Annotated in this window: 20 protein-coding genes; 6 read left to right on the forward strand and 14 right to left on the reverse strand. The window is 35.4% G+C overall.

Annotated features, from left to right (window positions below):
- From HM983_RS01055 to HM983_RS01105, 11 genes are all read right to left on the reverse strand, one after another.
- Positions 1-1,584, reverse strand: coding sequence for a type IV secretory system conjugative DNA transfer family protein (locus HM983_RS01055; RefSeq protein ID WP_179343411.1), 1,584 nt, complete (start codon positions 1,582-1,584; stop codon positions 1-3).
- Between the two features lie 2 nt (positions 1,585-1,586).
- The gene (mobB, locus tag HM983_RS01060) at positions 1,587-2,618 is read right to left on the reverse strand and encodes a MobB family relaxase (protein WP_179343413.1); all 1,032 of its coding nucleotides are present in this window, start codon (positions 2,616-2,618) and stop codon (positions 1,587-1,589) included.
- 11 nt (positions 2,619-2,629) lie between these two features.
- Entirely contained in the window at positions 2,630-3,010 is a 381-nt protein-coding gene (locus HM983_RS01065; protein ID WP_179343414.1) for a BfmA/BtgA family mobilization protein, read from the reverse strand.
- 332 nt (positions 3,011-3,342) lie between these two features.
- On the reverse strand, positions 3,343-4,110 hold the full coding sequence (locus tag HM983_RS01070; RefSeq protein WP_179343416.1) for a DNA-methyltransferase: 768 nt from the start codon (positions 4,108-4,110) through the stop codon (positions 3,343-3,345).
- Positions 4,111-4,448: 338 nt separating this feature from the next.
- Positions 4,449-4,646 carry a hypothetical protein gene (locus HM983_RS01075; protein ID WP_179343418.1) on the reverse strand — a complete coding sequence of 66 codons (198 nt, stop codon included), beginning with the start codon at positions 4,644-4,646 and terminating at the stop codon, positions 4,449-4,451.
- A 12-nt stretch (positions 4,647-4,658) separates the two neighbouring features.
- Positions 4,659-5,039, reverse strand: coding sequence for a DUF6876 family protein (locus HM983_RS01080; protein ID WP_070237383.1), 381 nt, complete (start codon positions 5,037-5,039; stop codon positions 4,659-4,661).
- 76 nt (positions 5,040-5,115) lie between these two features.
- The gene (locus HM983_RS01085) at positions 5,116-5,460 is read right to left on the reverse strand and encodes a single-stranded DNA-binding protein (RefSeq protein ID WP_179343420.1); all 345 of its coding nucleotides are present in this window, start codon (positions 5,458-5,460) and stop codon (positions 5,116-5,118) included.
- A 740-nt stretch (positions 5,461-6,200) separates the two neighbouring features.
- A complete protein-coding gene (locus tag HM983_RS01090; RefSeq protein ID WP_179343422.1) occupies positions 6,201-8,585 on the reverse strand; it encodes an ABC transporter permease in 2,385 nt (794 codons plus the stop codon).
- Between the two features lie 165 nt (positions 8,586-8,750).
- Positions 8,751-9,893, reverse strand: a complete 1,143-nt coding sequence (locus tag HM983_RS01095; RefSeq protein WP_179343424.1) for a DUF4932 domain-containing protein — start codon at positions 9,891-9,893, stop codon at positions 8,751-8,753.
- A gap of 102 nt (positions 9,894-9,995) precedes the next feature.
- Positions 9,996-11,072 (reverse strand): helix-turn-helix domain-containing protein, encoded by a 1,077-nt coding sequence (locus tag HM983_RS01100; RefSeq protein ID WP_179343426.1) that lies wholly within the window; start codon positions 11,070-11,072, stop codon positions 9,996-9,998.
- A 156-nt stretch (positions 11,073-11,228) separates the two neighbouring features.
- Positions 11,229-12,611 carry a mercuric reductase gene (locus HM983_RS01105; RefSeq protein WP_179343427.1) on the reverse strand — a complete coding sequence of 461 codons (1,383 nt, stop codon included), beginning with the start codon at positions 12,609-12,611 and terminating at the stop codon, positions 11,229-11,231.
- Positions 12,612-13,019: 408 nt separating this feature from the next.
- On the opposite strand from HM983_RS01105, the gene HM983_RS01110 reads away from it, so the two are divergent.
- Positions 13,020-13,568: a carboxymuconolactone decarboxylase family protein gene (locus HM983_RS01110; RefSeq protein ID WP_179343429.1), complete on the forward strand. Its 549-nt coding sequence runs from the start codon at positions 13,020-13,022 to the stop codon at positions 13,566-13,568.
- Between the two features lie 226 nt (positions 13,569-13,794).
- The gene (locus HM983_RS01115) at positions 13,795-14,340 is read left to right on the forward strand and encodes a carboxymuconolactone decarboxylase family protein (RefSeq protein ID WP_179343431.1); all 546 of its coding nucleotides are present in this window, start codon (positions 13,795-13,797) and stop codon (positions 14,338-14,340) included.
- On the opposite strand, the gene HM983_RS01120 is transcribed toward HM983_RS01115, so the two are convergent.
- The 3 genes from HM983_RS01120 to HM983_RS01130 form a co-directional block, all read right to left on the reverse strand.
- Positions 14,324-15,166: a helix-turn-helix domain-containing protein gene (locus HM983_RS01120; protein WP_179343433.1), complete on the reverse strand. Its 843-nt coding sequence runs from the start codon at positions 15,164-15,166 to the stop codon at positions 14,324-14,326. The two genes, HM983_RS01115 and HM983_RS01120, sit on opposite strands and share 17 nt — an antisense overlap.
- A 176-nt stretch (positions 15,167-15,342) precedes the next feature.
- A complete protein-coding gene (locus tag HM983_RS01125; protein WP_179343435.1) occupies positions 15,343-17,130 on the reverse strand; it encodes a ParB/RepB/Spo0J family partition protein in 1,788 nt (595 codons plus the stop codon).
- Between the two features lie 594 nt (positions 17,131-17,724).
- Positions 17,725-19,785: a response regulator gene (locus HM983_RS01130; RefSeq protein WP_179343437.1), complete on the reverse strand. Its 2,061-nt coding sequence runs from the start codon at positions 19,783-19,785 to the stop codon at positions 17,725-17,727.
- A 503-nt stretch (positions 19,786-20,288) separates the two neighbouring features.
- Between HM983_RS01130 and HM983_RS01135 the strand changes: the two genes are divergently transcribed.
- From HM983_RS01135 to HM983_RS01150, 4 genes are all read left to right on the forward strand, one after another.
- The gene (locus tag HM983_RS01135; protein ID WP_179343439.1) at positions 20,289-20,459 is read left to right on the forward strand and encodes a hypothetical protein; all 171 of its coding nucleotides are present in this window, start codon (positions 20,289-20,291) and stop codon (positions 20,457-20,459) included.
- Between the two features lie 160 nt (positions 20,460-20,619).
- A complete protein-coding gene (locus HM983_RS01140) occupies positions 20,620-22,626 on the forward strand; it encodes a tetratricopeptide repeat-containing sensor histidine kinase (RefSeq protein WP_179343440.1) in 2,007 nt (668 codons plus the stop codon).
- 84 nt (positions 22,627-22,710) lie between these two features.
- On the forward strand, positions 22,711-23,379 hold the full coding sequence (locus HM983_RS01145; RefSeq protein ID WP_179343442.1) for a response regulator: 669 nt from the start codon (positions 22,711-22,713) through the stop codon (positions 23,377-23,379).
- Between the two features lie 467 nt (positions 23,380-23,846).
- Positions 23,847-24,206 carry a BlaI/MecI/CopY family transcriptional regulator gene (locus HM983_RS01150; RefSeq protein WP_179343444.1) on the forward strand — a complete coding sequence of 120 codons (360 nt, stop codon included), beginning with the start codon at positions 23,847-23,849 and terminating at the stop codon, positions 24,204-24,206.
- Positions 24,207-24,208: the final 2 nt, after the last annotated feature.

Genomic DNA, 24,208 nt, shown 5'->3' on the forward strand with positions numbered 1-24,208 from the left:
TTATTTACTGAAAATCGAGCGAGCCTCATCATAAACCCTCTCAAAATTAGCTGCTAAATCTGCCAGAGAAAACTGTTTCGACTTCTTCGATAATTCTCTTTGGATATTAGCCAGTTTAAAATGTACTTTCTTATCCCTACCATCAGCATAAGTAATAAACTCACCTTGTTTCAACCTAAAGAAAACATCTGCTCGAATCTTGGGAATTTCTTTTTCTCCAGTTGTAACACGTGTATCAAAATCGAGATTATGACCACGGCTTATGCTTTTTGTGGGATCTTTGATAATTTCAAAAAAGCGCTCGTAATATTTGGCGGTATCTGGGTCGTTGACCTTACCAAAGAACTGATAGGATAGGTTGCTCAATATGGCTTTGCTTGCTTTATCGCCATACATCATATCGTTCTGTATTTTATCCTGCATCACATAAATGGTGGCAATATCATAACTACGTAATGTTGCCGGAATACGGTGCATATTCAATAAACGAATCGTAGGTGCTTCTTCTATCAACAAAAACGAAGGTTTGGAATTCCGAACACTCATTTGTTTGGTAATGGTATGAATAATAGTAGCTATTACAGGCGAATAAGATGTTTCATATTTTGGATTGTTCACAATCGAAATTACACAGGGATTTTCAATACTATTAATATTTAGTGGTACCTCGTCTGCGGACAATGCCATAAAAATGCGCTGTGTGCTAATTCGTTTCAGGGCATTTGCCAAAGTGCTTTTTACACCAGCTGTCTGCCTATCTGAATCCTTTCCACTAATAAAAGCATCTGCCATTGCTCGTGATGTGGTGTTGGTTTCCAGAAACTGGATAAGGCTTTTTGTGTCAAGAAATTGATAAACTGCTATCAAATGTGGTAGCGTACAGTATTTTGGATATTCTGTTTTTAATTTCCAAATCAATCCACCAATCAAACCTTCCGCAGCATCGTTAAAGAATTTTGTTGTTCCAGTCGTTCCGCTTTCTCTTTGTTCTAACAGGTTTTCAATCAGCACCCTCGACACCTCATTTACGCTTTCCTCGTTCTCTAAATAGCGAGGTGCGATGGGATTTACCCTCTGGATGATTTTATCAAAGGAAATGACCTTAAAAGGGATATCACTATCCTTGAAAAGTGGGTATGCCATTTCGGTCAGTTCAAAATCTTTGTAGTCGTGAATGATTCCGCAGAACTCTTCTTTTTTAAAATGCTTTAAAAATCCATAAACCACGCTTTCAGTCTTACCGCTTCCCGCAGAACCGATTATGGATGCACCACGTTTGATGTTGTCCAATTTGAAATTTCCTTTGGTAGTTGCAAAGTTTACTTGGTATTTGCTATCGCCATTTTTTGGACTTTCAGTTTTATGAAGAAAGACATAAAACCCTATATTAATTAGCATTAGCGGACAAACTAAATAAAGTAATATAAATATCAATTCATTTCCTTCGGACAAATAGAACACGAGAACTGAAAGCAGTATGCTATTTAAAAGAAACGCATATTTTGATATCCAAAACATTGCATAGAAAACCATACTGGCCAGACCAATAATTGAAAGTATCGTTATGAGATTGTTTATTTCCATACTTAGATTCCTATTGAACTTGATTTGATGGCCACTTCTGCGCCACGTCTTAAACGTTTGAAAACTCGAAGTGCAATTTGTGCTTGACTTACAGGAATACTCGGCACTATGGGCAATCCTGATTTACTTATCATTTTAAAAGCCAATGCTTTTTCATTGGCAGGCAGTTTCATCAAAGCGGAAAAATATAGGTTTGGGTTCTTTACAAAGGTCTTTTTAGCCTTGTAGGTCTCTGCGTAATTACGCTTATATCCAAATGTCTTATCAAATGTTTTTTCCGCTTTCGCGAAAAATGTATCTCTATCAAAACCACGCTTAACTTTTTTTCCGTGCATCTCTACTTCGGATGCTTTGTGTTTACTTCCTGGGGAAAGGCTTATAGAATTTGAAGCATCCTTTCTGCTCACGATAATATGGATGTGACTTTGGTTTCCTGCTTTGGGCATTCCCTGGACTATTCGTTTTCCGTTTTGTTGATGTGGTGCTTGCCGTTCCAGTTTGGCGATTTCCTTTTTCATCTTGTTGATATTCCCTTCAGCTCGTCCATCTTGAATATTTCGGATATCCGTTTTGAGCTGAAGAATTTTTGAAGCGTAAGGTTGATTCTCTTTAATCTGAAAATCTGTTCCTTTAAAGGTTCGTTGATGTTCAATTTTCGCATAGTATTTTATATCATCTATGGTTATGGGGCGTCCGTGAATTTCTCGATTGAAGCTGGCAACATAGTCCTTCATCAGTTCACGAGTATAGGTTTTTAAATCTTGGCTATTGTGCTGAAGTTTTCGCAATTCATATTTTGAAGGACTTACCGTAATTGAATAAAACTTGGGTTCTTTCTTTTTCAATTTTGCGGTGTTTCCATCGATTTCCTTTACCACTTCTTCAGCGGAAATCTCGTCGCCAAATTGATTGAAAAAGTGTTCCATATCTCGTTGTTCTAAACCTTCATTTTCTTTCTCTAAATAGCCTACAAAATCCGCTGAACTTTGTGAGTAATTTGTTCCTAATTTTTGAGGTGTGATTGTGATGTACATAGCTCAAAAGTTTATAGTTGGTTGCTTTGATTTTTCTTTTCGCGAAAGCGAACTTCCTTCTTTTCTTCGGCATATTTCTTTTCAACAATCAAAGGTTTTTTTGCAGGTTCTTCCATTTCAAAAAGGGATTGAATCATCGCCACCGTAGGTTTGGTCTGTGTCTTTTCGACATCCCGCATAATGGCAATAACCGCATTGATTCTTTTGAGAAGTTTGGCTTCAATGGTTCGCCCTGTTGGACCTAATTTTTCCTTTGGCGAAATTTCGTTATAGAAGAAAAAATCGAGCATCGTAGCCATTGCTTCGGTGTGCGATTTGAAGTAAGTGCGTGAGAAAGTTTGGAAGCGTTTTGCGGTTTCCTTTTTAAATCTAATTCCAATAAATGAGTCCATATTTCGCCGATTTGTCGCAAAATCTTCCCTAAAAATGGGTCATTACAGCCCGTTTGTCGCAAATCGTTGATTGTCAAGAATTTAAGATATATTCAAATCGCTGATAGTCAGCTATTTGAAAACGAAAAGGAATCCGAAACATCGCGTAGCGTGTTACCCTCTTGCTATTCCTTTTCGTCACGCGCAAGCGTGACAAAAATCCATACAATCCGGCTAAAAAGCCGATTGCCATTTTCAAGAAAAATGATTCTCCGATATGTTATTTTTCGATGTGTAAGGTTATCGGCGAAAGTCGAAAAGTGGATAACCCTACTTAAATTGAATGCTGAATTTCAGCTAAATAAAGATACGTTTTTTTCTCTAAGTCTGTTCATACAAATATCAAAATGCTCTTTTATAATTTCGCTTCCAATAAAAAAACAATCAGATTCAAGGCAACTTAATTGTGTTGTGCCAATTCCCGAAAATGGGTCATAAATCAAACTGCCTTTTGGGAAATATATGCTTATTAATTGTCTGCATAAATCTTGTGAATACGTTGCCTTCAATCTCGATTTATATCCATCATTATTTTTTGCCTCTACGAAATTGGTATAGTTTCTATAGAATTTCTGCCCTGTCTTTTTGCTTACTTTACTTATTTTTTTGTTGGTGGTAAAATCGTGCAAATAAGCCTTCTTTACGAAAACATAAATTAATTCTGTTATCCTACTCAATTTGGTCGGCGATGTTTGAAATGGAATGGCGTTTGGCTTTTTCCAGCAAATTATATCAGCAATTGTTAAATCGGTTTCCGAATGCACTCTTGAAACCAAGAGCGTAGGCAAAATTGGATTTTCTTTTGAATAAGAAATGTTGTAGCAGATAACACCTTTATCTTTTAAAACCTTAGAGAATTGTAGAAACTCATCAGTCCGAATTTGTAAATAGTCATTTTCGCTCAATCCATCAATCTCCGAATATCCATTATTATAATAACAATCACTTCTTTCCGTGTTTATATTATATGGTGGCGAAGTGATAATCCCATCTATTGATTTTTCAGGTAACTTTTTTAAAGTCACGATGCAATTTTCGTTATAGATGACATTTACTTCCATTTGAAATTCCCTGAACTTTATCCCAGAAAAATCATATCGATTGCTGTATCGAGATTTGTTTTTTTTAATCGTTATTCTAGTACTATTATAGTTATCAGGAAAGTCAAATCAGAGTAGATAACTGCTGCTTAAATAAGCGTTTTTCAAGCCTATTCAATTTATGATTTATAGCTAAAAGCCCGAAACGGCTATTGGTCTCAATTGATATGATTTAGATGCGAATTGTAGGAATTTGGAAAAGGAAATTAATTAGAGCGTCAGTTTTACCAATATAGATATTGACTCAAACAAAAACACCCCTGAAATTTCAAGGGCGCTTCTTTTAAAATTATTACATATCAGATATTGAATACATAGCTGTAGGAATATAAATTCCGCAATGCTTCCTCGTCCAACATCTTGTCCAAATTTGTATTATGCTTTGTAGCATAATCTATTATATCCTTGCCGTACTTTTCCTTTACTTCTTCTTTGGAATTGGCAAGTAATCGCTCTTGTGTTTCCTCGTTCAAATCGGTAAAATTTAGATATATCATAACGTCCGATTTTTAATATTCGCTTGGTAACATCAGCGTATCATTTACAAAAAATAACCGCAGTTCATCGAGTGGGAAATCGGTTGCACGATAACCGTGTTTTTCCAAAATATTGTCGTTGCCATCGCTGTAAATTATTTCAGCTTCGTAACCAGAATAATCCTGTTTTTCTTTTGGTAATCTTTTGAAATCGATGGTTACAAATTCGCTTCGGTTCATCAGACTTTTTGCAATTACCGACGTGTCCGTAATGAGCCAAAAACATTCTGCTACTTCCGATAAATATTTCAATCCGTCAGTAAAACGGGTTCGCAATAATGGGATTTGATAGAACATTTCCGTTCCAGTAAAATATTGCAATCGCTCTTTTATTTCGTTAACTTGTGCTTTCATTGTTTATGTATTTAATGTATGAATAATGAAAAGAGGGCGAAACTTTCCACAGGTGCGCCCTCTTTAATTTTAAAGATTACTTGTCGCCTTTGCTTCCAAGTAATAGGATTTCATCGGCTACAACTTCCGTTACATAGCGTTGGTTGCCATCATCGGTCGTGTAGGTTCTGGTTTTCAACTTTCCAGTTATTCCTACTTCCTTGCCTTTTGCAACATAGTTCTCTACGATTTCAGCGGTTTTACCCCAAGCAACTACCGTATGCCAATTCGTATCTGTTTGTTTTTCGCCTTTGGCATCTTTGTAATACTCGTTTGTAGCGATTGAAAAACGGGCTACTTTCTTACCGCTTTCAAGGTTCGTAATGCTTGGCTCTTGTCCAACGTTTCCAATTAACTGTACGTGATTTTTAATAGTACTCATAATAAAATATTTAAGGATTTATATTTCCCCTATTGATTTAAAACAGATTAAATTTTAAGGGGTGTTTGTTCTTTTCTTCTGTGCACCGCACAATGGATAGAGTGGGTTTTGTCAAGACTTTTCGGGCAAAATCAGGTGTGTTTGCGACGTAGTAAATTCCTTGGAATTTCAAGGAAGTAGAAACCTTATTTTTCACTAAAACTTGTATAGTCTTGACAAGTTCCATAAGGGCATTAGCAATTCTTTTAAACGCAGTTGCGTTTAAGCGTACCGATAGTTAAGCGAGATAAGTAGCTGGGGTTATTTTTAGAATTGGTTATGTCGTGCCTGTTTTTCGACGCCCCGAAAAACAACAAAGGCTTTATCCATTATAAGCCCCTTAAAATGTGTAAGACAGCGGTTTGGTTTTTAAGGATTTTCGAGTGAGGGCTCAAGAAGACCGCGCCGAAAATCCTGTCAAGAAAATCGAGCCGATGGCTTTCCGATTAAAAAAGCGGACTTAATTCACGATTTTGGCTCTGGAATGTAGTGTTCCTTTCCAGCATAGCGGGAAGGGTTAGCGGAATGGAAAGCTGGAATTGGGGATTGTGTCCAAGAATTGTGTAGTGAAGCTCTTTTTCCGAAATGAAGTGATTGCCTGCTTTTTCAGCAGGCGAGCGTGGAATGTAGGGGAATGTGCTGAGTGGAATTGGAACCTGAATTTTATACATTTACTACAATAAAAATTTTGGAATTCTATTTTAATCTGTTTTTAATGATTTAATTGGATTTACCAACGCTGCCTTGATGGCCTGAAAACTGATTGTTGCCATTGCAATCAAAATCATAATGAAACTGGCTACTATAAAAACCCACCAACTGATACTCACTCTGTAAGCAAAGTCTTGAAGCCAATGGCTCATAACTAACCAAGCAATGGGCATTGCAATCAGGATGGAAAGTGTAATAAGTTTTAAGAAATCTTTTGACAACAATTTTACAATGGTAGTTACACTTGCGCCAAGAATCTTGCGAATTCCAATTTCTTTGCTTCTTTGCTGTGCTGTGAACATCACAAGCCCGAACAGACCAAGACACGAAATGAGCACAATTAATAATGTAAATATTTTAGACAATGAGGCAATCCTACTTTCAGCTTCGTATAGGTTTTGATACTCGGTATCTAAGAAAGCAAACTCAAATGGATATCCTGGTTGTAAGCGTTCGTAAATTGTCTCTATTTCAGAAATTACGTTTGCGACTTCATTGGTCTTTATTCTTGCGACCATATCGGCACCGCCTTTTCTGAATCTCATAATAAGAGGTTCTATGGTATTGTGAAGCGAGCCGTATTGGAAGTCTTTTACAACACCTATGATTTCTTTCTTTCTGCTTCCGTGGTCTATAATTGTTCCTACTGCGGTTGCTGGGTCCAATTCCATAAATTTTAAAGCAGATTCATTGATGATAATCCTGCTTTCGTCATCATTGAAATCCTTTGAAAAAGTACGGCCTTGAAGTAGCTCAATACCCAATGTCTCAATATAATTATATCCTATTCTCGGTGATTTGAACATTACCTTTTTGTCAGATTCGAGACCTCTCCAAGAATATCCACCTTGACCATCGCCTGCTTCCAAAAGACTCCCGCTCATAAAAGCGACATCTGTAACAGCACTCATTGCTTCCAGTTCAGTAATAAGTATATCGCGGTTTTTATAATCCGTCTTCATCTTAAAAGTGACCACATTCTCTTTGTTGTAGCCCAAGTTTTTATCCATCATAAATTCAATCTGATTGTTGATGATGAAAACTGAAATAATGAATATTACCGAAAGCGTAAACTGAAAAACCACCAATCCTTTTCTAATCAAAGCTTCTCCTGCAACTGTGTTCAACTTGCCTTTTAAAATGGACACCGGTCTAAATTTCGAAAGATAGAATGCCGGATAGCTTCCTGCCAGAAGTCCTGTTAGGATGACCAAACCCATCAGGGCAAAGATGAGATTGAGTGCCAAGTTGAATTCAATTTGTTTCCCGGTAATGTGATTAAAGTAAGGTAATACCAACACGGTAATTAAACAGGCAGATAGTGAAGCAATCACCGTCATAAAAATCGACTCCCCCAAAAACTGATATATCAATGTTTTTCTTCTTCCACCTACCACTTTTTTTATACCAATTTCCTTCATTCTCTTGCTCGCTTGAGCCGTTGCCAAGTTCATAAAGTTGATGCAGGCTATAACAAGAATGAACAAAGCAATTAGGGCAAACAGCTTGACATAGAATATTCTACCGCCCACTAAATCACCATTTTCGTAATTACCATTGAGATAACGGGTAGCGAACTGCTGTGTAAAAATTGTGAAATTATCCCTGTCATCAAGCTTTGTGCTCAAAAACTTGGCAATCTTATCGTTTAACTGACTGATGTCTGCATTCTCGTCCAAGACTAGATAAGTGTGGGCATAACCGCCACTCCAATCTCCCGCCCATCTGGAATCACCGACCATAGATTTGGCTGGAAGCAACGCTTCAAATTTTAGGGTAGAATTATTCCCAACATCCTCAAAGACTCCTGAGACATTCAAGATTCGTTTTCTGCCACCATCACTCCACTTGTAATCCCACACCAAAGTTTTCCCAATAGCATCGTTCGCATTGGTAAATAGACTTTCGGCAAGACTTTCGGATAGTACGATGTTATCCTTATTCTTCAGAACTTCTGCCTTGTTCCCAAAAAGTAGATTGAAAGAGAACGTGTCAAAAAAGTTCTCGCTTGCGAAAATTCCTGTTCCGACCTTGGTATGCTCCTCATACTCCAAAACACCCGTGGGCTGAATAAAATCTGCGCTTGTAGAAGTAGCAGCAACAATTTCTGGAAATTCCTCTGTAAGCGCGTCCGCCAATAATAGCGGGCTATTCTCCATTGTTATAATCTTGTTTTCCCAATCAAGATTGGTTATCACCTGATGTATGTTATCTTTTTTCTCGTGAAAGGCATCGACACTCAGTTCATCACTAATCCAAAGACAGATAAGAATCACGGAAGCAAGACCCGATGAGAGACCGATAATATTTATAAAAAAGCTGGTCTTGTTCTTTTTTATATTTCTTATTGCAATGAGAAAAGTGTGCTTTAGCATATTTTGAGTTATTGATATATCAGTGTATTGAATAAAAAACGTGCCAACTGACTAAATTACTAAATATCAATATCTTGCATTTTCACATAGAATCGAAAGTGTCCAGTTTTGATACACTTAGTGTTCATTTTTTGGACACTTTTATTGTAAAGAAAAAACATTCCCTTATAATTTTGATAATTTTCTCATTGTTGATTCGACCAACGCATAATACGATTTGTAAAATCCGTCATCATACTTTCTCAGTTCAATTAGTATTTCGGGAATATACTTAAATCGCCTTTTCTCTTGGTAATCTAACATTAATCTTTCGGTCGTTTTCTCATCTCCGAGCTTTTCGGCAATTATGATTTCTCCTGCTCTTACAAAATGCTCATAAACACAGGCTTTCCAAGTATTATAACCTTGGTCGTACATCACAGCTTTTAACGGCTTGAACAAGTGTTCGGTCTCTTGGAACAAATGGTCTGGTAATTTTGTGACTTCTGGATTTACGAATGAGTGCCCAAATTCGTGGATACTCAATTCCATCAATTTTTCTGGATTTCTAAAACCCATTTTTAAGTTGTTTTCATCTTCAAACTCTTGTGCATCCAACGCTCCGAACACACTATAAATTTTTGTTTTGTTGTTGGTAGGGACTTTAATTCCGAATCCCATTCCCTTGGGTATGGTCAAACTAGGCACCAGCACATAACTTTCAAATGATGTATTGTAAAAAGCTTCCATAGCATCAATAAAGTTGGCATTTGGCAGCGTATTGCTTACTTCTTCAATCATCTTCCTGTAATAGAGCTCAGCATTTGATAGATAGGCTTCAAGGTTAATCTCCCTTGAGAAAGCATTCATTCCCTCTAAGAATATTTCTACATTATTTTTCGCTTCGGCAGCGTCTTTATTTTTAGAAAAGTTTAGATAATAGTGCTCAGCGATAGCATCAGTCAACTTGGCGTTCGGTACTTCATCCACTTGCATAAGAAAAGCGGAAAGGTAATCGAGCCACAAATGGTTCGCTACCGAAAAGCTTTTGGCTAAGTTAGCGCTTGTCGCATACGACTTGTAGTCCTGATACAGCGCATAACCGTAATTATGCCAATCTTTTTTGGGTATTGCCTCACCATCAACCTGAACGGTTTTGGTCTCAATATTCACTCCCTCAAATCCTATAAAATAGGCCAATCCTAAAAGTTCAATATTTTTGTTGAGCTCGATGTCAACCTTACCCCGATTGATGGATTCACTTCCTATTTGTGAGGAACTATATTGGCAACTCAATAGGCTCAAAATGATTATGAATAGATTTCTCATATGATAACGTTTAGTTTTCGGCAAAGCAAACGGTATCATATGTGACAATCGCTTTAAAATCTGATATTGGACGTCCTAAATCACGTTTTTGGACACATTGTATTACTTATTGAGATAATATGAAGGGTTTTTTCCTGTGGTATCCTTAAAGATTTTATTGAATGAAGATTTAGAATTGAATCCGGCCTCCATTGCTATTGCAAGTAATGTTTTATTCTTTTCTCTTGGGTCATTGATACGTTGCATCGCTTCCTTTACCCGAAAGGAATTAACATAAGAGGTAAAACTTACGTTGAAGTATGAATTGATAAGTTCCGAAACATATCTTTCAGGAAGGCCAAGGTGTGTTGCTACTTCTTTTAACGACAACTTCTGTTTTGTATATACCTTCTCATCCTCAAACAGGGCGGTCAATTTCTCCAATTCAGATTTATCATTGAACTGTGGGTATTTATCCGCTACCAGTTGCGTCTTTAAAACTCTTGGGATGTCAAAGAATGATGGCTTAAAGTAGCCTATATATCCAATAGCGAATAAAAAAAGTAATAAGATAACCTCAATAATGGTAAATACCTGAAAATCGAATAACGTGATTAGCAACCAAAATAGGGTAAGAATCGAAAATATGACAAAGAAAACTGTAAGTCTATGAATTTGAGAATAACCATTGCCCTTGCTTGGCATTTGTTTTACTTGTAGATACAAACTGTAGAGCTTTTTACCAAAAAGAACCAGAACAAAAATCATTGCAAATACAGGCACTATTTCCGTTAAGATGTACCAAAACGTATTATCTATCAAGTTATAACCAGTATGTAAAACTTTGTTTGAATAGAATGAAAACAACTCAACAGCAATCTCAATGAGTGCGGGCAAAAACAATAAAAGCGATTTTCGCTTAAAGCGAAAATCGGGTTGCGTATTTGCTCTCACAAAGAACAATAAGGCTGGTGGAATAATTAAATATGAACCAAGTAGCCAGAAAGGAAAAGCATTATCTGAGCTGTGATAGGACATCCTCATCGCCCAGATATTCAAAATTTCGATGGTAAAAATGAAGGTGATTAAGCCCAAAAAGAAGACTGCTAACCTTTTCCTAAATATTGATGAAAGTAGTGCCAAGCTCAACAATATTCCCTGACCAGAAACCAACAATAGTATTATTTGCTCAAGATTCATCACTTTTAAATGCAACAAATTGTAGTTATTTGGTTCGGTTAAGGTGTCATCCTTTTCTACAATTTGAAAAGCAAAGATAAAGTTATCCTATTCTTTTAATAGAATTTATGGCTTTTTCCATTCTGTTTATTAGTGATCTCTATCATTATCAGAAGGTTACGCTTCCTTTTCCATCGCTTCCTTAATTCCATCAAGCATCCACGGCATTAACTCCGAGACCGTGGGATGCACCAGAACAACTCTTCTATAATTTCTGCATTGGATACCACTATGCATTATGGCAGCGAACATATTGATGATTTCGTCGCCATTGATTCCTAATATGGAACCGCCGAGAATAAGGTCGGTTTCTGCATCTACTAATAGTTTGGCAAAGCCTTTGGTCTCACCCATTTCTTTGGCTCTACTAATTCTACTCATATCATAAGTGGCTTTCAACACTTTTTTACCGGTTGCCAATGCTTCTTTTTCACTCATTCCCACTCGACCCAAAGGTGGGTCTGTAAATAATCCATAGATAGGAATGCGTTTAGATATAGCACGCTCACCTCCAAAGAGGTAATCTAATACAATTTCGGCATCGTTGACCGAAGTATGGGTAAAAGCGCCTTCTCCGTTTACATCTCCCAATGCAAATACGCCATTTACGCCTGTTCGACAATAATCATCAACTTGAATATAGCCTCTTTCATTCGTTTTCAATGAGGTGTTCTCCAATCCTAAATTATCACTATTTGGAACTCGACCTATCGCCAGCAAAAGGTCTGAGCCTTTAATAACTTCTTCGTTACTATCTTTTTCAATAGTCAATTGAATTATTCCATCTTTTTGAGTAACCGATTTCGCATCAGCTCCCAAAAGTATATTGATATCCTCATCCAATAGAATATCTTTAATGGCATCAGCTACATCCTTATCCTCACGTGGCATCAATTGGTCAGCCCTTTGGACAATTGTCACTCTTGAGCCAAATCTTTTGTATACTTGAGAAAACTCTGCTCCTATATAACCACCTCCTAAAATAATAAGATGTTCAGGCAAATCTTCTTTATCCAATAGTCTGGCACTGTCCATCCAATCAACATTATTGATACCTTCTATTTTAGGAAGTCTTGGTCGTGTTCCTGTATTTATATAAATGTTATTTCCTGTGATTTCCTCTTCGCCCAAGCTAATCACTTTATCATCTGTGAATTTTCCTTCCGCTTCGTAAAAATCTACATTCTCGGTTCGCTTCATCCAGTTTTTAAGTCCGTTACTGCTCCCATTTCGTATACCATTCATACGTTCACGAATCTTAGGATAATTAACTCCAATGTCGCCAGCCTCAAAACCAAATTCTGAACCTCGCCGTGCCAAATGTATTGCTCTTGCGCTTGCCACCATTGTTTTTGTGGGTGTACAGCCATAGTTGACACAGCTTCCGCCAACTTTACCTTTCTCTATAACCGCTATGGAATCTCCTGTGGATATTAGCCTGCCCAAAAGTGTGCCTGTTGCTTGTCCTGTTCCTAATATTATATGGTCGTATTTTTTCATAGATATTGTTTTTATTGGTTAGATGCCTTTGTAGTTAGACGTAATAAAACTTTAAAGTTAAAAGTATTTGTCCCTACCATATAATAAGATGCTTTAAAATCGCTAATCTACCTTAAACGGACCTGAAAATTTCCTAAAGGGAAGAATGCATAATTTATCAGGAAGTACCTATATGTTATGCCTTTATCTTCCATTGCATCTTTGTAATGTAATTAAAACAATAAAAAATGATACCAAAAAACACATCAATTTTCAATCTCATAGAGATTTTTAGGCAGCCTCAAAAGCTTATCAAAAAACAGATTTCCAAGCTGAAACATTGCGAAACAAATTTTCATCACGATTACTATTGTGACACTGAAAAACCATATATATCAATTCAATAATTAATTTAAAAAAACAAAAATTATGACAACATTTAATGTACCAACGAGAGCAGAAGTAAACGAAACAAATCAAGGTTTATTTGACCATTTAGAAAAAGCAGTGGGCTTTGTACCAAACTTATTTGCGACCTATGCAAATTCAGATTACGCACTTAAAAACTATTTAGAATTCTCTAATGCCAAGACCTCGCTTAAAGCGAAAGAAAAAGAGGTAGTGAACCTTGCAGTGAGCCAAGTGAATAATTGCGAATATTGTTTAGCTGCACACACTGCAATTGGTAAAATGAACGGATTCTCAGAAGACCAAATCTTAGAATTAAGAGCAGGTGAAGCCTCATTTGACCCAAAATTGGATGCTTTGGCAAAATTGGCAAAGAACGTTACAGAGAATAGAGGCAATACAGATGCTGATATTCTTGAAAACTTCTTTAACTCCGGATGGACAAAAGGAAACTTAATCGATACGATTGCCTTGGTGGGTGATAAAACGATATCAAACTATATCCACAACACCACCAAGGTACCTGTTGATTTTCCAGAAGCCATACCATTAGAAACTGTACAGTTGTAAAATCCCCTAACTATTAATATGTACAGTTAAACGAGCAGCTCACTTAATGTGGGCTGCTTTTCTTTATCTATATTTCAAAATGCACATAACAAATTGTAAAGCAATTGTTTAAGGGAAATATTTGCAATCATCAAGGAACTTTAACCATTACTTTTATGTCAAGCTGAAAGTATCTTTGTACTCTAATAAAAATACATATCTGTATGCATATTAAAATTTTATAAAGATGAATAATGTTAATAAAAATAAACAGAATGAAACTTTGAATGGCGACTATTTAAACAGGATAGAATTAAAATTTGGCTTCGTACCAAACATTTACAAAGCATTTTTGAATTCTGACAATGCTTTGGTCAATTATTTGGAACTTTCAAAATCAGAATCCAATTTAAGTGACAAAGAAAAAATTATAGTGAAGTTAGCAGTCAGTGAAGTAAATGGAAGTAATTACTCTCTGTCTCAATATACCCACATAGGTCTTAAAAGAAGTTTAAATACTAACGAAACCATAGAATCCAGAAAGGGTCGTTTTACTTCTGATGAAAAATTTAATGCCCTTGCTGAACTCTCATTCAGCATTGCTCAAAACAGAGGAAAAATTGAACCAGGTATTTTGAATAATTTCTTCAAGGCGGGATATACAAAAGCAATACTTATGGATTTATTCTTAGTTGTGGGTGAAATAATAATTGCTAACTATATTGCGCAAACTTTAAAACTTGCCATTGATTTTCCTTGGGCACCCTATATCAATCCTAAAGTGAATCTTTAACTTCATTTTTAAACCTGGCTGGTGGAAGACCCGTATTGGTTTTGAAGAATTTTGAAAAATGTGCCGGCTCATTGAACCCTAATTCATAACCGATTTCTTCAGCTGTTTTATCCGAATAGAACAGTAATCTTTTTGCTTCAAGGATAATTCGTTCATTAATTATTTTGAGAGGCGACATATCCCCTGATTTTTTGAATACATTAGATAGTGTTTTAGGCGACTTAAACAGCATCTCTGCATAATCTGATACTTGATGCTTTTGTTTAAAATTTTGCTCTACTAAAATATGGTATTGTCTGACGATATCGAACTGAGGTGTTGGTAATTCAACTTTAGAATTTTTAGATTTAATTAATCGTGTAGATTTAATCAATAACCGTTTAAGTATAGACCTTAGCATCTCACCCTGAATATGGTCTCTGGTCTCAAACTCTTCCCTTAAAATGAGAAACATCGCCTCGAAGCTTTTTACGTCTTTTTCACATAAAGTTACAATGGGTGGTAGCGAAGAACCAAAAAACAAAAAACCGTTGCAGGATACTTCATCGTCGTGGTCACGTATACAATAAAACTCTCTGTTGAAAACTATTGCGAGAAGTCCAGTGCCCATTTTGAGTTCCATTATATTAAGCGGTGTGCAAAAAATTACCTGATTTTTATCCAAGCTTATTTTTGAGCCATCAACAATAATGTCCACACAGTTATCCTTTGCCCAAAGAATTTTATAAAATCCCTTTTGGTTCAGAAGATTGAGTGATGGTCCGCAACTGAAGTTAGTCAACGTGAATTGGCTCTCATCCTTTATGCTTTTATAATCGAGTTTCATTGGTTATAGAGATGCTCTCTGGTACCTTGTTAAGCTAATAGAAAGTAACGATATTGCTGAAAATTATTGGTTTTAAATATTGTTTAATGTAATAAAATACGAAATATGAACCAAGGTTAATATCATAAAAAAAGAAGAGCCAGCACGAATGCCGACCCTTCTTCAAACAACAAAAGCTAATCGTTGAGTTCCTCAATCTTCTTTTCGAGAACTGTGATGCGTTCTTTCAAACGTCCTTCACGCTTGCTTCGTTTTTCGGCATATTCCTTTTCTATGCCGGCAATCTTAGATTTGTAATACCCTTGCATTGCGATATAAAATGATGCGTTCGTCAAGTTATTTACGTGATTGCTTTCACCAAAATGCACTTGCTTTGTGAGCATATATCGTATCAACTTGTGAAAGATTTCCTTTTTGAACTTCTTCTTGAAATTCTCGACCATTTCAACCTTAGTCATCTTTGAAGTGTCGCCCAAGAACTTTGAGAAATACTTTTGTTGGCTCATACAATCCACATTATTTTCAAACAGCGATATTGAGAATGCCACCATTTCATCCGTTGAAAGTGTCTTCTTCGTATCGATGTATTTCGTCTCACGAATCATCTTAACCACTTCTTCAAACTGTCGATTGTTCTCAATTTGCTTCTTACGGATTTCCCTTTTGCTGATTTTTATGATTTGTTCTTCCGGTGTACAATCTGCCATTTTCCTGTTGGCAACTGGTTCCGAATATGCTAAGGAATCACTTTTTGATTTCTCAAGAATCTTAACGAAAATTTTCTTGTGCTGGTATGTATCGGGATGGAACACGATGCCGTCGATAAATCCATTTTCTTTAGCTGAATTGAATTTTTCCAATGCTTTATTAAAGTTCTGCATCGCTTCTTCAAATTCAGCCTTGAGCTCATCCTCAGAATAGTCATAATGTTGATATTCTTTCTTAATGGCCTCAATCGTTGGCTCGATAGGATTTTCGATGATTTCAACGTCATCCAGCAGATAGACTTTCAACCCGTGCTTTTCCAGTTGAGCAATGACCAGCTGATTTCTCTCATCATCTGCCCAGTATTGTCGTATTTCAGGAATTAGTAATTTATTTTCTTTCTTGGATTTCTCAATCAGCTTCAGTAACGACTTACCTTTCTTCGTTTCAAAACAAGCTGCTTTCGTACAGACCATTTTACCCTCGCCGAACAGATTGCCCTGATTGGCTGCATTGAACGGACATTCTACACAAGACCCGACTTTCGGAACCAATTTTTCATCGGCCACATCAAAGGATGCCTTTTCCAAATCATAGGTCTGGTCTTTAATCATTCTGTTTATCTGGTGCGCATTGAAATCCTCGCCCATTGTTTCCAGCATCATCTGCTGTTCCTCTGGTTCAAAGAGCGCTACACCTACACCCAACGATATGGTCATTTCGCCTTTGCGGACAAATTGCTTGAAACCGTCAATCAATCCAGCTAATTTTAGACGCTGTCTGATGAAGTTATCAGTTCTTCCCAATCGCTTCGCAATTTCAGTAGGCGCATATTTTTCGCTTAGGTAAGCAATCGCCTCAGCTTCTTCGGTCGGTTCGACATCCTGTCTTTGTAGATTCTCTATAATCTGAACTTCAAGCACATCATTGTCTTCATAAGTTCTCACGATACAGGGTACGGTCTTTTTTCCTGCCAGCTTGCTTGCACGATACCTGCGTTCGCCCATTACGATGACGTAATGGCCATTTAGTTGCCTTACCGTGATTGGTTGCAACACACCGTGCTTTTCGATACTCTCAGATAGCTGCTGTAATGCATCTTCGTTGAAAGTCTTTCTCGGCTGTTCTGGGTCAGGCTTGATTTTGACCAATTGTAAGTTCTGAATTTGAACTACGGATGATTTCTTTCCGTTTACTTCTTTCTTGACAGTAGATTTCGCTCTACTGCGCTTCTTTGTGGTACTCGCTTTTGTTGTCATAATACTCAAATTTTTGATTAAACAATATTTGAGCAGAAACCAAACGGAAGATAATATCTTTGCTCAAAAGGAAACGGAATAAATAAGCGTTGGAAGATGCGTCGGCCTTATGCCGTAGTCTTTTGATGAAAGTATTTTACGAGTTTAAATTTCGGTAATATTGTATGATAATAAACATATACCCCAATTGAATTTTCCTTGCTTGGTTTGAATACAATTGAACATTATACCATTCAGTCTATTTTATTCGATATTAAATATTGTAATTTGAAAAGAATTACTATTTTTGCATCAGACGAAACAAATAGGACTACAACTCACGAGAATTAGTTCACAAATCGTCAACATAGATAAAGATATTTGGCAGAAGTGCCACGGCGATTGGGCTCGCTGAGCAAGGTTCGAGTCCCGTCCAGACCGCTAAAATTGCAAAATTAAAGCTTCAAGAAATTGAGGCTTTTTTTGAAACAATACTAAAGATGTTGTGTTGTTCCAAGAGCAATCTTGGAGTAGTAGTGAGATTCTCAATTGATTTGGGAACTTACCAATGAGAAGCTTTCCTTTTTCCTCGTGAAATTGGGATGCTTTTTTGTTTTAGAAGGCTTTTTGGCTTTCGAAATGATAATGCAACAGTTGGTATAGGTGACTCTTCTTAAATGGTTTTGTGAGATAGTTGTTCATTCCTGTGTCAATTGATTGATTAATGGCATCAGTTGTAACATTGGCAGAAATCCCAAATATTATGACGTCTTGGTTTGTTTTTCGTATTTCGCGTGTGGCCTCCCAGCCATTCATTTTTGGCATATGAACGTCCATAAATATTAATTGGTAATGTTTTTTTCTTGCCATATCTATAGCAATTTCCCCATTTTCTGCAGTATCTGAAGTGATATCGAGGTCATGCAAAAATTTCTTTAAGACTAGAATGTTTACTTTATTATCATCTACAATCAGAACTTTTAAATCTGAGAGATCTAGTTTTTCCCTTAATGTTTCAATTCTTTGGCTCTGTTGATCCTCTGCTACAGGTAATATAACATTAAATTGAAATTCTGTCCCAACGTTTGGCTTACTGTTCACAGTGATTTCTCCTCCCATCATTTTTATAAAAATCTTACTGATTGCCAAACCAAGGCCACTGCCTTCGTACTGTTTTTTGATGCTATTTTCTATTTGGGTAAAGCGCTCAAAGATGGTGTTTAATTTGTTTTTTGGTATACCTATACCTGTATCTTTTATGGATATGGAAATGTTAAGTTTGCCGTCATTATTCAAAGCATCACTGTACGTAAGTGTTACACCACCTTCGTTAGTAAATTTTAGTCCATTCTTTATTATATTATTTGTAATCTGCAGAAGTTTGCTTTCATCACCTATAACCATAAGGTTTTTAGAGCTGTTAAAATCAGCTTTTAAATAAAGGTTTTTTTGTGAATATAAAAGTTGGTTGACTTCTATTAACTCTTTTATTTTTGATATTGGATTAAATTGAATTTTTGACAGTTCAATTTTTCCGGATTCTATCTTTTCAAAATCAAGGATGTCATTAATAATGCTCAGCAGGTTATTTGAAGAGGTTTCCATAAAATTCAAATACTCCTTGTCGGTACTGCTGAGTTTGCTTTCTTTTAAAAGTTCAATAAAGCCAACAATAGCATGGAGAGGAGTTCTAATTTCATGACTCATGTTGGAGAGAAAATCGGTTTTTGCCTGTGATGCCTTTTTAGCTCTGTTTCTCTCGATATTCAAGGTTTCATTTGCAGACATCAATGCCAAATTAGAACTTTTCACCAGTTTGGTACTTTTTTTAGCACGGATGTAAAAAAAGATTAGTAATGAGGTTATTAAAGAAAACACTAAGCCAGTTATGAAAGCAATTTTAGTAATCACTTTACTTTCGGCTAGCAATAATTTTTCAGAAGGCAATACAGAGACGCTCCATAATTTTTCATCTTCTCCTACAATTTTTAGTGTGTTGGAATATGAAAATAACGCAGCATTATCGAGTACAATATCTTGATTTGCACTAAAGAAAACATTATTTTTATGGTCAATTAGTTCTACACTATATTGATTTTCCAGATATTCAATGATGCGCTCAAAACTATCTTGAAAATCCATTCCGGCCGAAATGGTACCTTGAAATTTATTATCTATGTAAACAGGCACATCTACTAGAAAAGAATTACCATCTTGAGTAAGTTCTACCCAAGAGGTCATATTTACCTTTCCACTGATACTGTGCTCAAGCCAATCCTTACGCCTATAGTCAACTTTAGAGATGTCTAAGTTGAGCGCTGCTTCGTTACCTTTTAATGGTACAATTTTTCTAATTACCATTAAGCTGTCAATCCATTCTACAAATTTTAGAGAAGGATTTTGTTGCATTAATAAATTGGCGTCACTTTCCCAATTAGTAAAGTATTCTCCATTAGATTTTTCTAGTCTGTATTTCAGGTTTTTTAACCTTGAAATATCAGTTTGGACTATCCTCTGTATTTCTCTAGATAGTAATTGACCCGTATCGTTCACTTGCTGGCGTACAACCGAATGGTGTTTTTCTAAAGATTTGGTATATAAAAAAATCACCGAAGTTGTAAAAACAAGAAAGGTAGAAAAGGCTATAATGTGCTCTAAATAACTTTTATTAACCAAAACAGATCTGGGTTAGGGACTTCAAATGTAAACTTTTTTACTAAAAATACGATATTCTGTCCAATAAATACGATTAACGGTATGTTTTGAAATTCAAATTATTAGAGTCGATAAGTCTAAATTGTTGATTTATAGGGCTGTATTTCCTTGATTTTTCTAGATAGAAAAAAAATTTAAGACTTTGTAAATGAGCACTGCTGTAGAGTTATTAACAGGTTATGAACAGAATATATTCTTTTTGTCGAAAAAAACAAGCACTTAATCTGTTTTTTTGTTGTGTAATCAATAATTATTTTTATATTTGACCTTCTCAAAAGAGAAATTAGTCCATTTTACTAATAGACATCCCTCGTCTTAAAAACGTCCCTCGTTTTATTTTAGTATAAATTTTAGGTTTTACCTAAGATAATTAATAATCCATTTTTTTACCCTTAGCACAATATTTGTTTATTGGAGCTTTTTTTATGTTTATTATTTATTTAACCCTAATATAATTTATACTTATGAAGACCCTAAAAATTACTTTACTATTAGTTGCTGTAATATTGCTAACTGTTTCAGGTGTTAATCCAGGATCAAATATCGATACTGAACCAACTTACAAAGAAAACTCAACAAATATTGATTTATTAGCGCACAAAAAAAGTAAAATTAAATTACCGACAAACGGATAATTTTTTAGTTTCAAAGAATTAAAATTAAACCTCTACTTTAAAAGTAGGGGTTTTTTGTTCTAATAAAAGTTTAAGATTAAAAGAAGGATTTTTGTTATAAATTTGAGCATAACATTCAATTGCTTCAAGTTTGAGACGACTATCATTTAAAATCTTACTATTGCTATTTTCTATCCAGTTTGGGTACACCCAATCTTCAAATGAAAAAGTTTTAGTTGAAAGTATTCAATCATTACTTGAATTTCCTGAAGGTGAAAATCTATCTGATAACCAAAAACTTAAAAAGTTAAATCAAGCAGAAGAACTAGTTGAAGAGCTTGACAATGACTCTATCTTTTTAGAGATCCAAAAAAAAATACGCAATCTTTACTTTAACCAGAATGATTTTGGCAACTACATAAATGCCAATCACAAAATAAAACTTGTAGCTAGAAAATTGGGAGATTCGAGCTCATTGGCATACGCCTATAATGCTCTTGGGTATGCCTTTTTTGTTACAGAAGTAAAGGATAGCTCTTATTATTACTATCTAAAATCCGCAAATGTCTTTGATCTCATTAATGCAGAAACAGATTTATCTTACGCTTTGGGTAATTTAGCTGCCCTACAATTTGAGGGTAAAGATTATTATGGTGCCGAGGATAACTCAATTAGAGCTTTAAAATTGATCAATGATGTTAAGGAAACTAACGAAATACAAGATCATAAATGGATATTGTATAATACGCTTGCGAATATAGCTGATGAACTTGGTAATTATGAAAAAGCTATAGACTATAATAATGAAGCTCTAGCAGTAGCTAAAGGTATGGAAGATGATTATAACAATAGTCTTTATACGTTAAATAATATCGCTTTTATAAAACGAAAGGAAGGATTGTTTCTTGAATCAAAAAAGATTTTTTCAGAAATATTGAACACAAAAAATCTCTTTGAGGATGATCCATCATTTTATGCTTTGGTTTTAGAAAATCTAGCCTACACCAATTTTCTCACAGGTGATTACAATAGAGATGAGATTATTGAAATGTTTGAAGAATCCTATAAAATTGCCGATAGTCTTAATGACGAGATGACGCGAACAGGAACGTCAATTAGTATGGCGAAATTTTATAATGCAGTTGAAGAAAGGGAACAGGCTATAAAATTCGCTGAAAGGGCATATGATTTATCTAAAAGATTGGACGTAAATGACATTGCTCTTGAGTCTATGCTATTATTATCTGAACTTACAACAGGTGAAGTTTCAAAAAAATATTTGAAAGAGCATATTAATTTAACCGATAGCTTGTTACTTGTAGAGAGAAACGTAAGAAACAAATTTGCTAGGATAGAATTTGAAACTGACCAGCTCGAGGCCGAAAACGAGCAAATTTCAAAAGAAAACCTCTATCTCGCCATATTATCTATTGGTTTACTCCTAACCGCTGCATTAATTTATGTGGTAATATCACAGCGGGCTAAAACAAAAGAACTGAAGCTAGTAAAACAGCAGCAAAAAGCCAATGAAGATATTTACAACCTAATGTTGGGTCAACAGGATAAGGTCGATGAGGCTAGAGCTAAAGAAAAAATCCGTGTGTCTAAAGAATTACATGATGGTGTTTTGGGGAGGCTTTTTGGTACGCGTTTAAGTCTGGATAGTATTAACTTTAAGGATGGAAAAGAAGCGATGATGTCCAGAGCGGGTTATATAGGTCAGCTTAAAACTATAGAGGAAGATATCCGAAAAATTTCGCACGAACTGAATACCGATTTCGTTTCTGGTTCTGGTTTTATGGATATTGTTTCGGAGTTGATAGAAAATCAGTCACAAGCCTATGGCTTAACCTCTAATTTTGAATATACGGACGATATCAACTGGGATTTTGTGTCCAATAAAACTAAAATTAACATTTTTAGAATCATTCAAGAATCTATGCAGAATATTTATAAGCACGCTAACGCCGAGCATATGGAAATTAGCATTTCACTAGAAAAAAATGTAATTTGCTTGTATATTATTGACGATGGTGATGGTTTTGATACAGCCAAAAGTAAAAAGGGTATTGGCCTTAAAAATATGAATTCACGAGTAGAAGACATTGGAGGGAGCATTAAATTCTCATCACGGCCAGAACAAGGTACAAAGGTGAGGGTTAAAATACCCTATTCAAATCAGCTATAATGACCCTTTGCTCAAAAGATTTTAAAAATTAATAAATAAGATTTGTCGAGCTATGTGTAAATTAAAAACCAGTATATTGAGTTTATGAAACATATTAACATCCTAATGGTAGATGACCACCCAATAATTATAGAGGGCTACCAAAATGTGTTAATGGCAACCAAAGCAGAAGATCAGACCCTACTTATTGATACTGCGAACAATTGTGACACGGCAGAATTAATGATTAATAGAGCATCAAAAGGAACAGCTTACGATGTGTGTTTTTTTGATATTAGCTTACCTGCTTCCGAAGATGGCAGATTCGCATCAGGTGAAGACTTAGCGCTATTAGCAAAAAAGGTGTTGCCCAATGCCAAGATTGTAATTCTCACCATGTTTAATGAATCTTTTAGGATTCATAACATTATTAAAGAGATAGATCCAGATGGTTTTTTGATTAAGAGCGACTTGACATCAATGGAGTTGGCAGATGCATTCCAGCAAATACTCAAATCCCCTCCTTATTACAGCAGTACTGTGAGTAACTATGTAAAAAAAACTATTACTAGTGACATTTACATTGATGATGTCAACAGAAAAATTTTACATCTTTTGTCGCAAGGTATCAAAACAAAAAGTCTTAATGAGTATATTCCTTTGTCCACAAGCGCATTAGAAAAAAGAAAAAAACAACTTAAATTATTGTTTTCTGTTACTGACGGTAAAGACGAAACTTTACTTCAAGAAGCGCGAGACAAAGGATATTTATAGTTTTTGCGAAAAATATTGACGATAAATGGCAATAGAAATCTGCTTGTATATGCCGTTATACTTCAAAACTACGGTTTTTCCGCATTAAGTTTGCGGTTTAACCACAGCCCAAATTCAATTCACTAATATATATTTACCACAAGTCAACAAGAATTAATTAATCCTTTTTAAGTAATTGTTGAGTTAATAGCAAGAAAATTAACCTAGTCGTATTATTATGGCTAGGTTTTTTTCTGTTATATACCTATCCTAAATATTGTTAAAATACATTAACAAAACATTTTTGCAACTAAATAATTAGTTAAAACTAAATAATTAGTTATATTAGCAAAGTGAAATTATATTTCCACTTAAGAATTTTGAGTTTGCTATAGTTAATTTCAGTGATGTAATCCAAGATTCAAGTTTATATTAATTAGGGATTTTATTATTTTAAATAATGAGGTTCTGAAACAATTTCAGAATAAATGAAACAACTAACCAAAGCAGAAGAGGAAATAATGCAAGCCCTTTGGATGCTCAATAAAGCCAATGTCAAAGCTGTAATTGAAACGCTTCCCGAGCCAAAACCTGCCTATAATACCGTATCTACAATCATTAGAATTTTAGAATCAAAAGGTTTTGTGGATTATAAAAAACAGGGCAAAGGCCACCTGTATTTTCCCATCGTAGCAAAAGAAGCGTATAGTAATCAATCCATTAATAAATTAGTAGATAATTATTTTCAAGGATCGTTTAAGAGCATGGTCTCTTTCTTTGTGCAAAAGAATGATGTTGACGTTAAGGATATTGAAGTACTATTGGATGAAATCAATAAAAACAAATAGTT

Origin of the sequence: Winogradskyella ursingii (assembly GCF_013403975.1) — a bacterium.
GTDB lineage: Bacteria > Bacteroidota > Bacteroidia > Flavobacteriales > Flavobacteriaceae > Winogradskyella > Winogradskyella ursingii.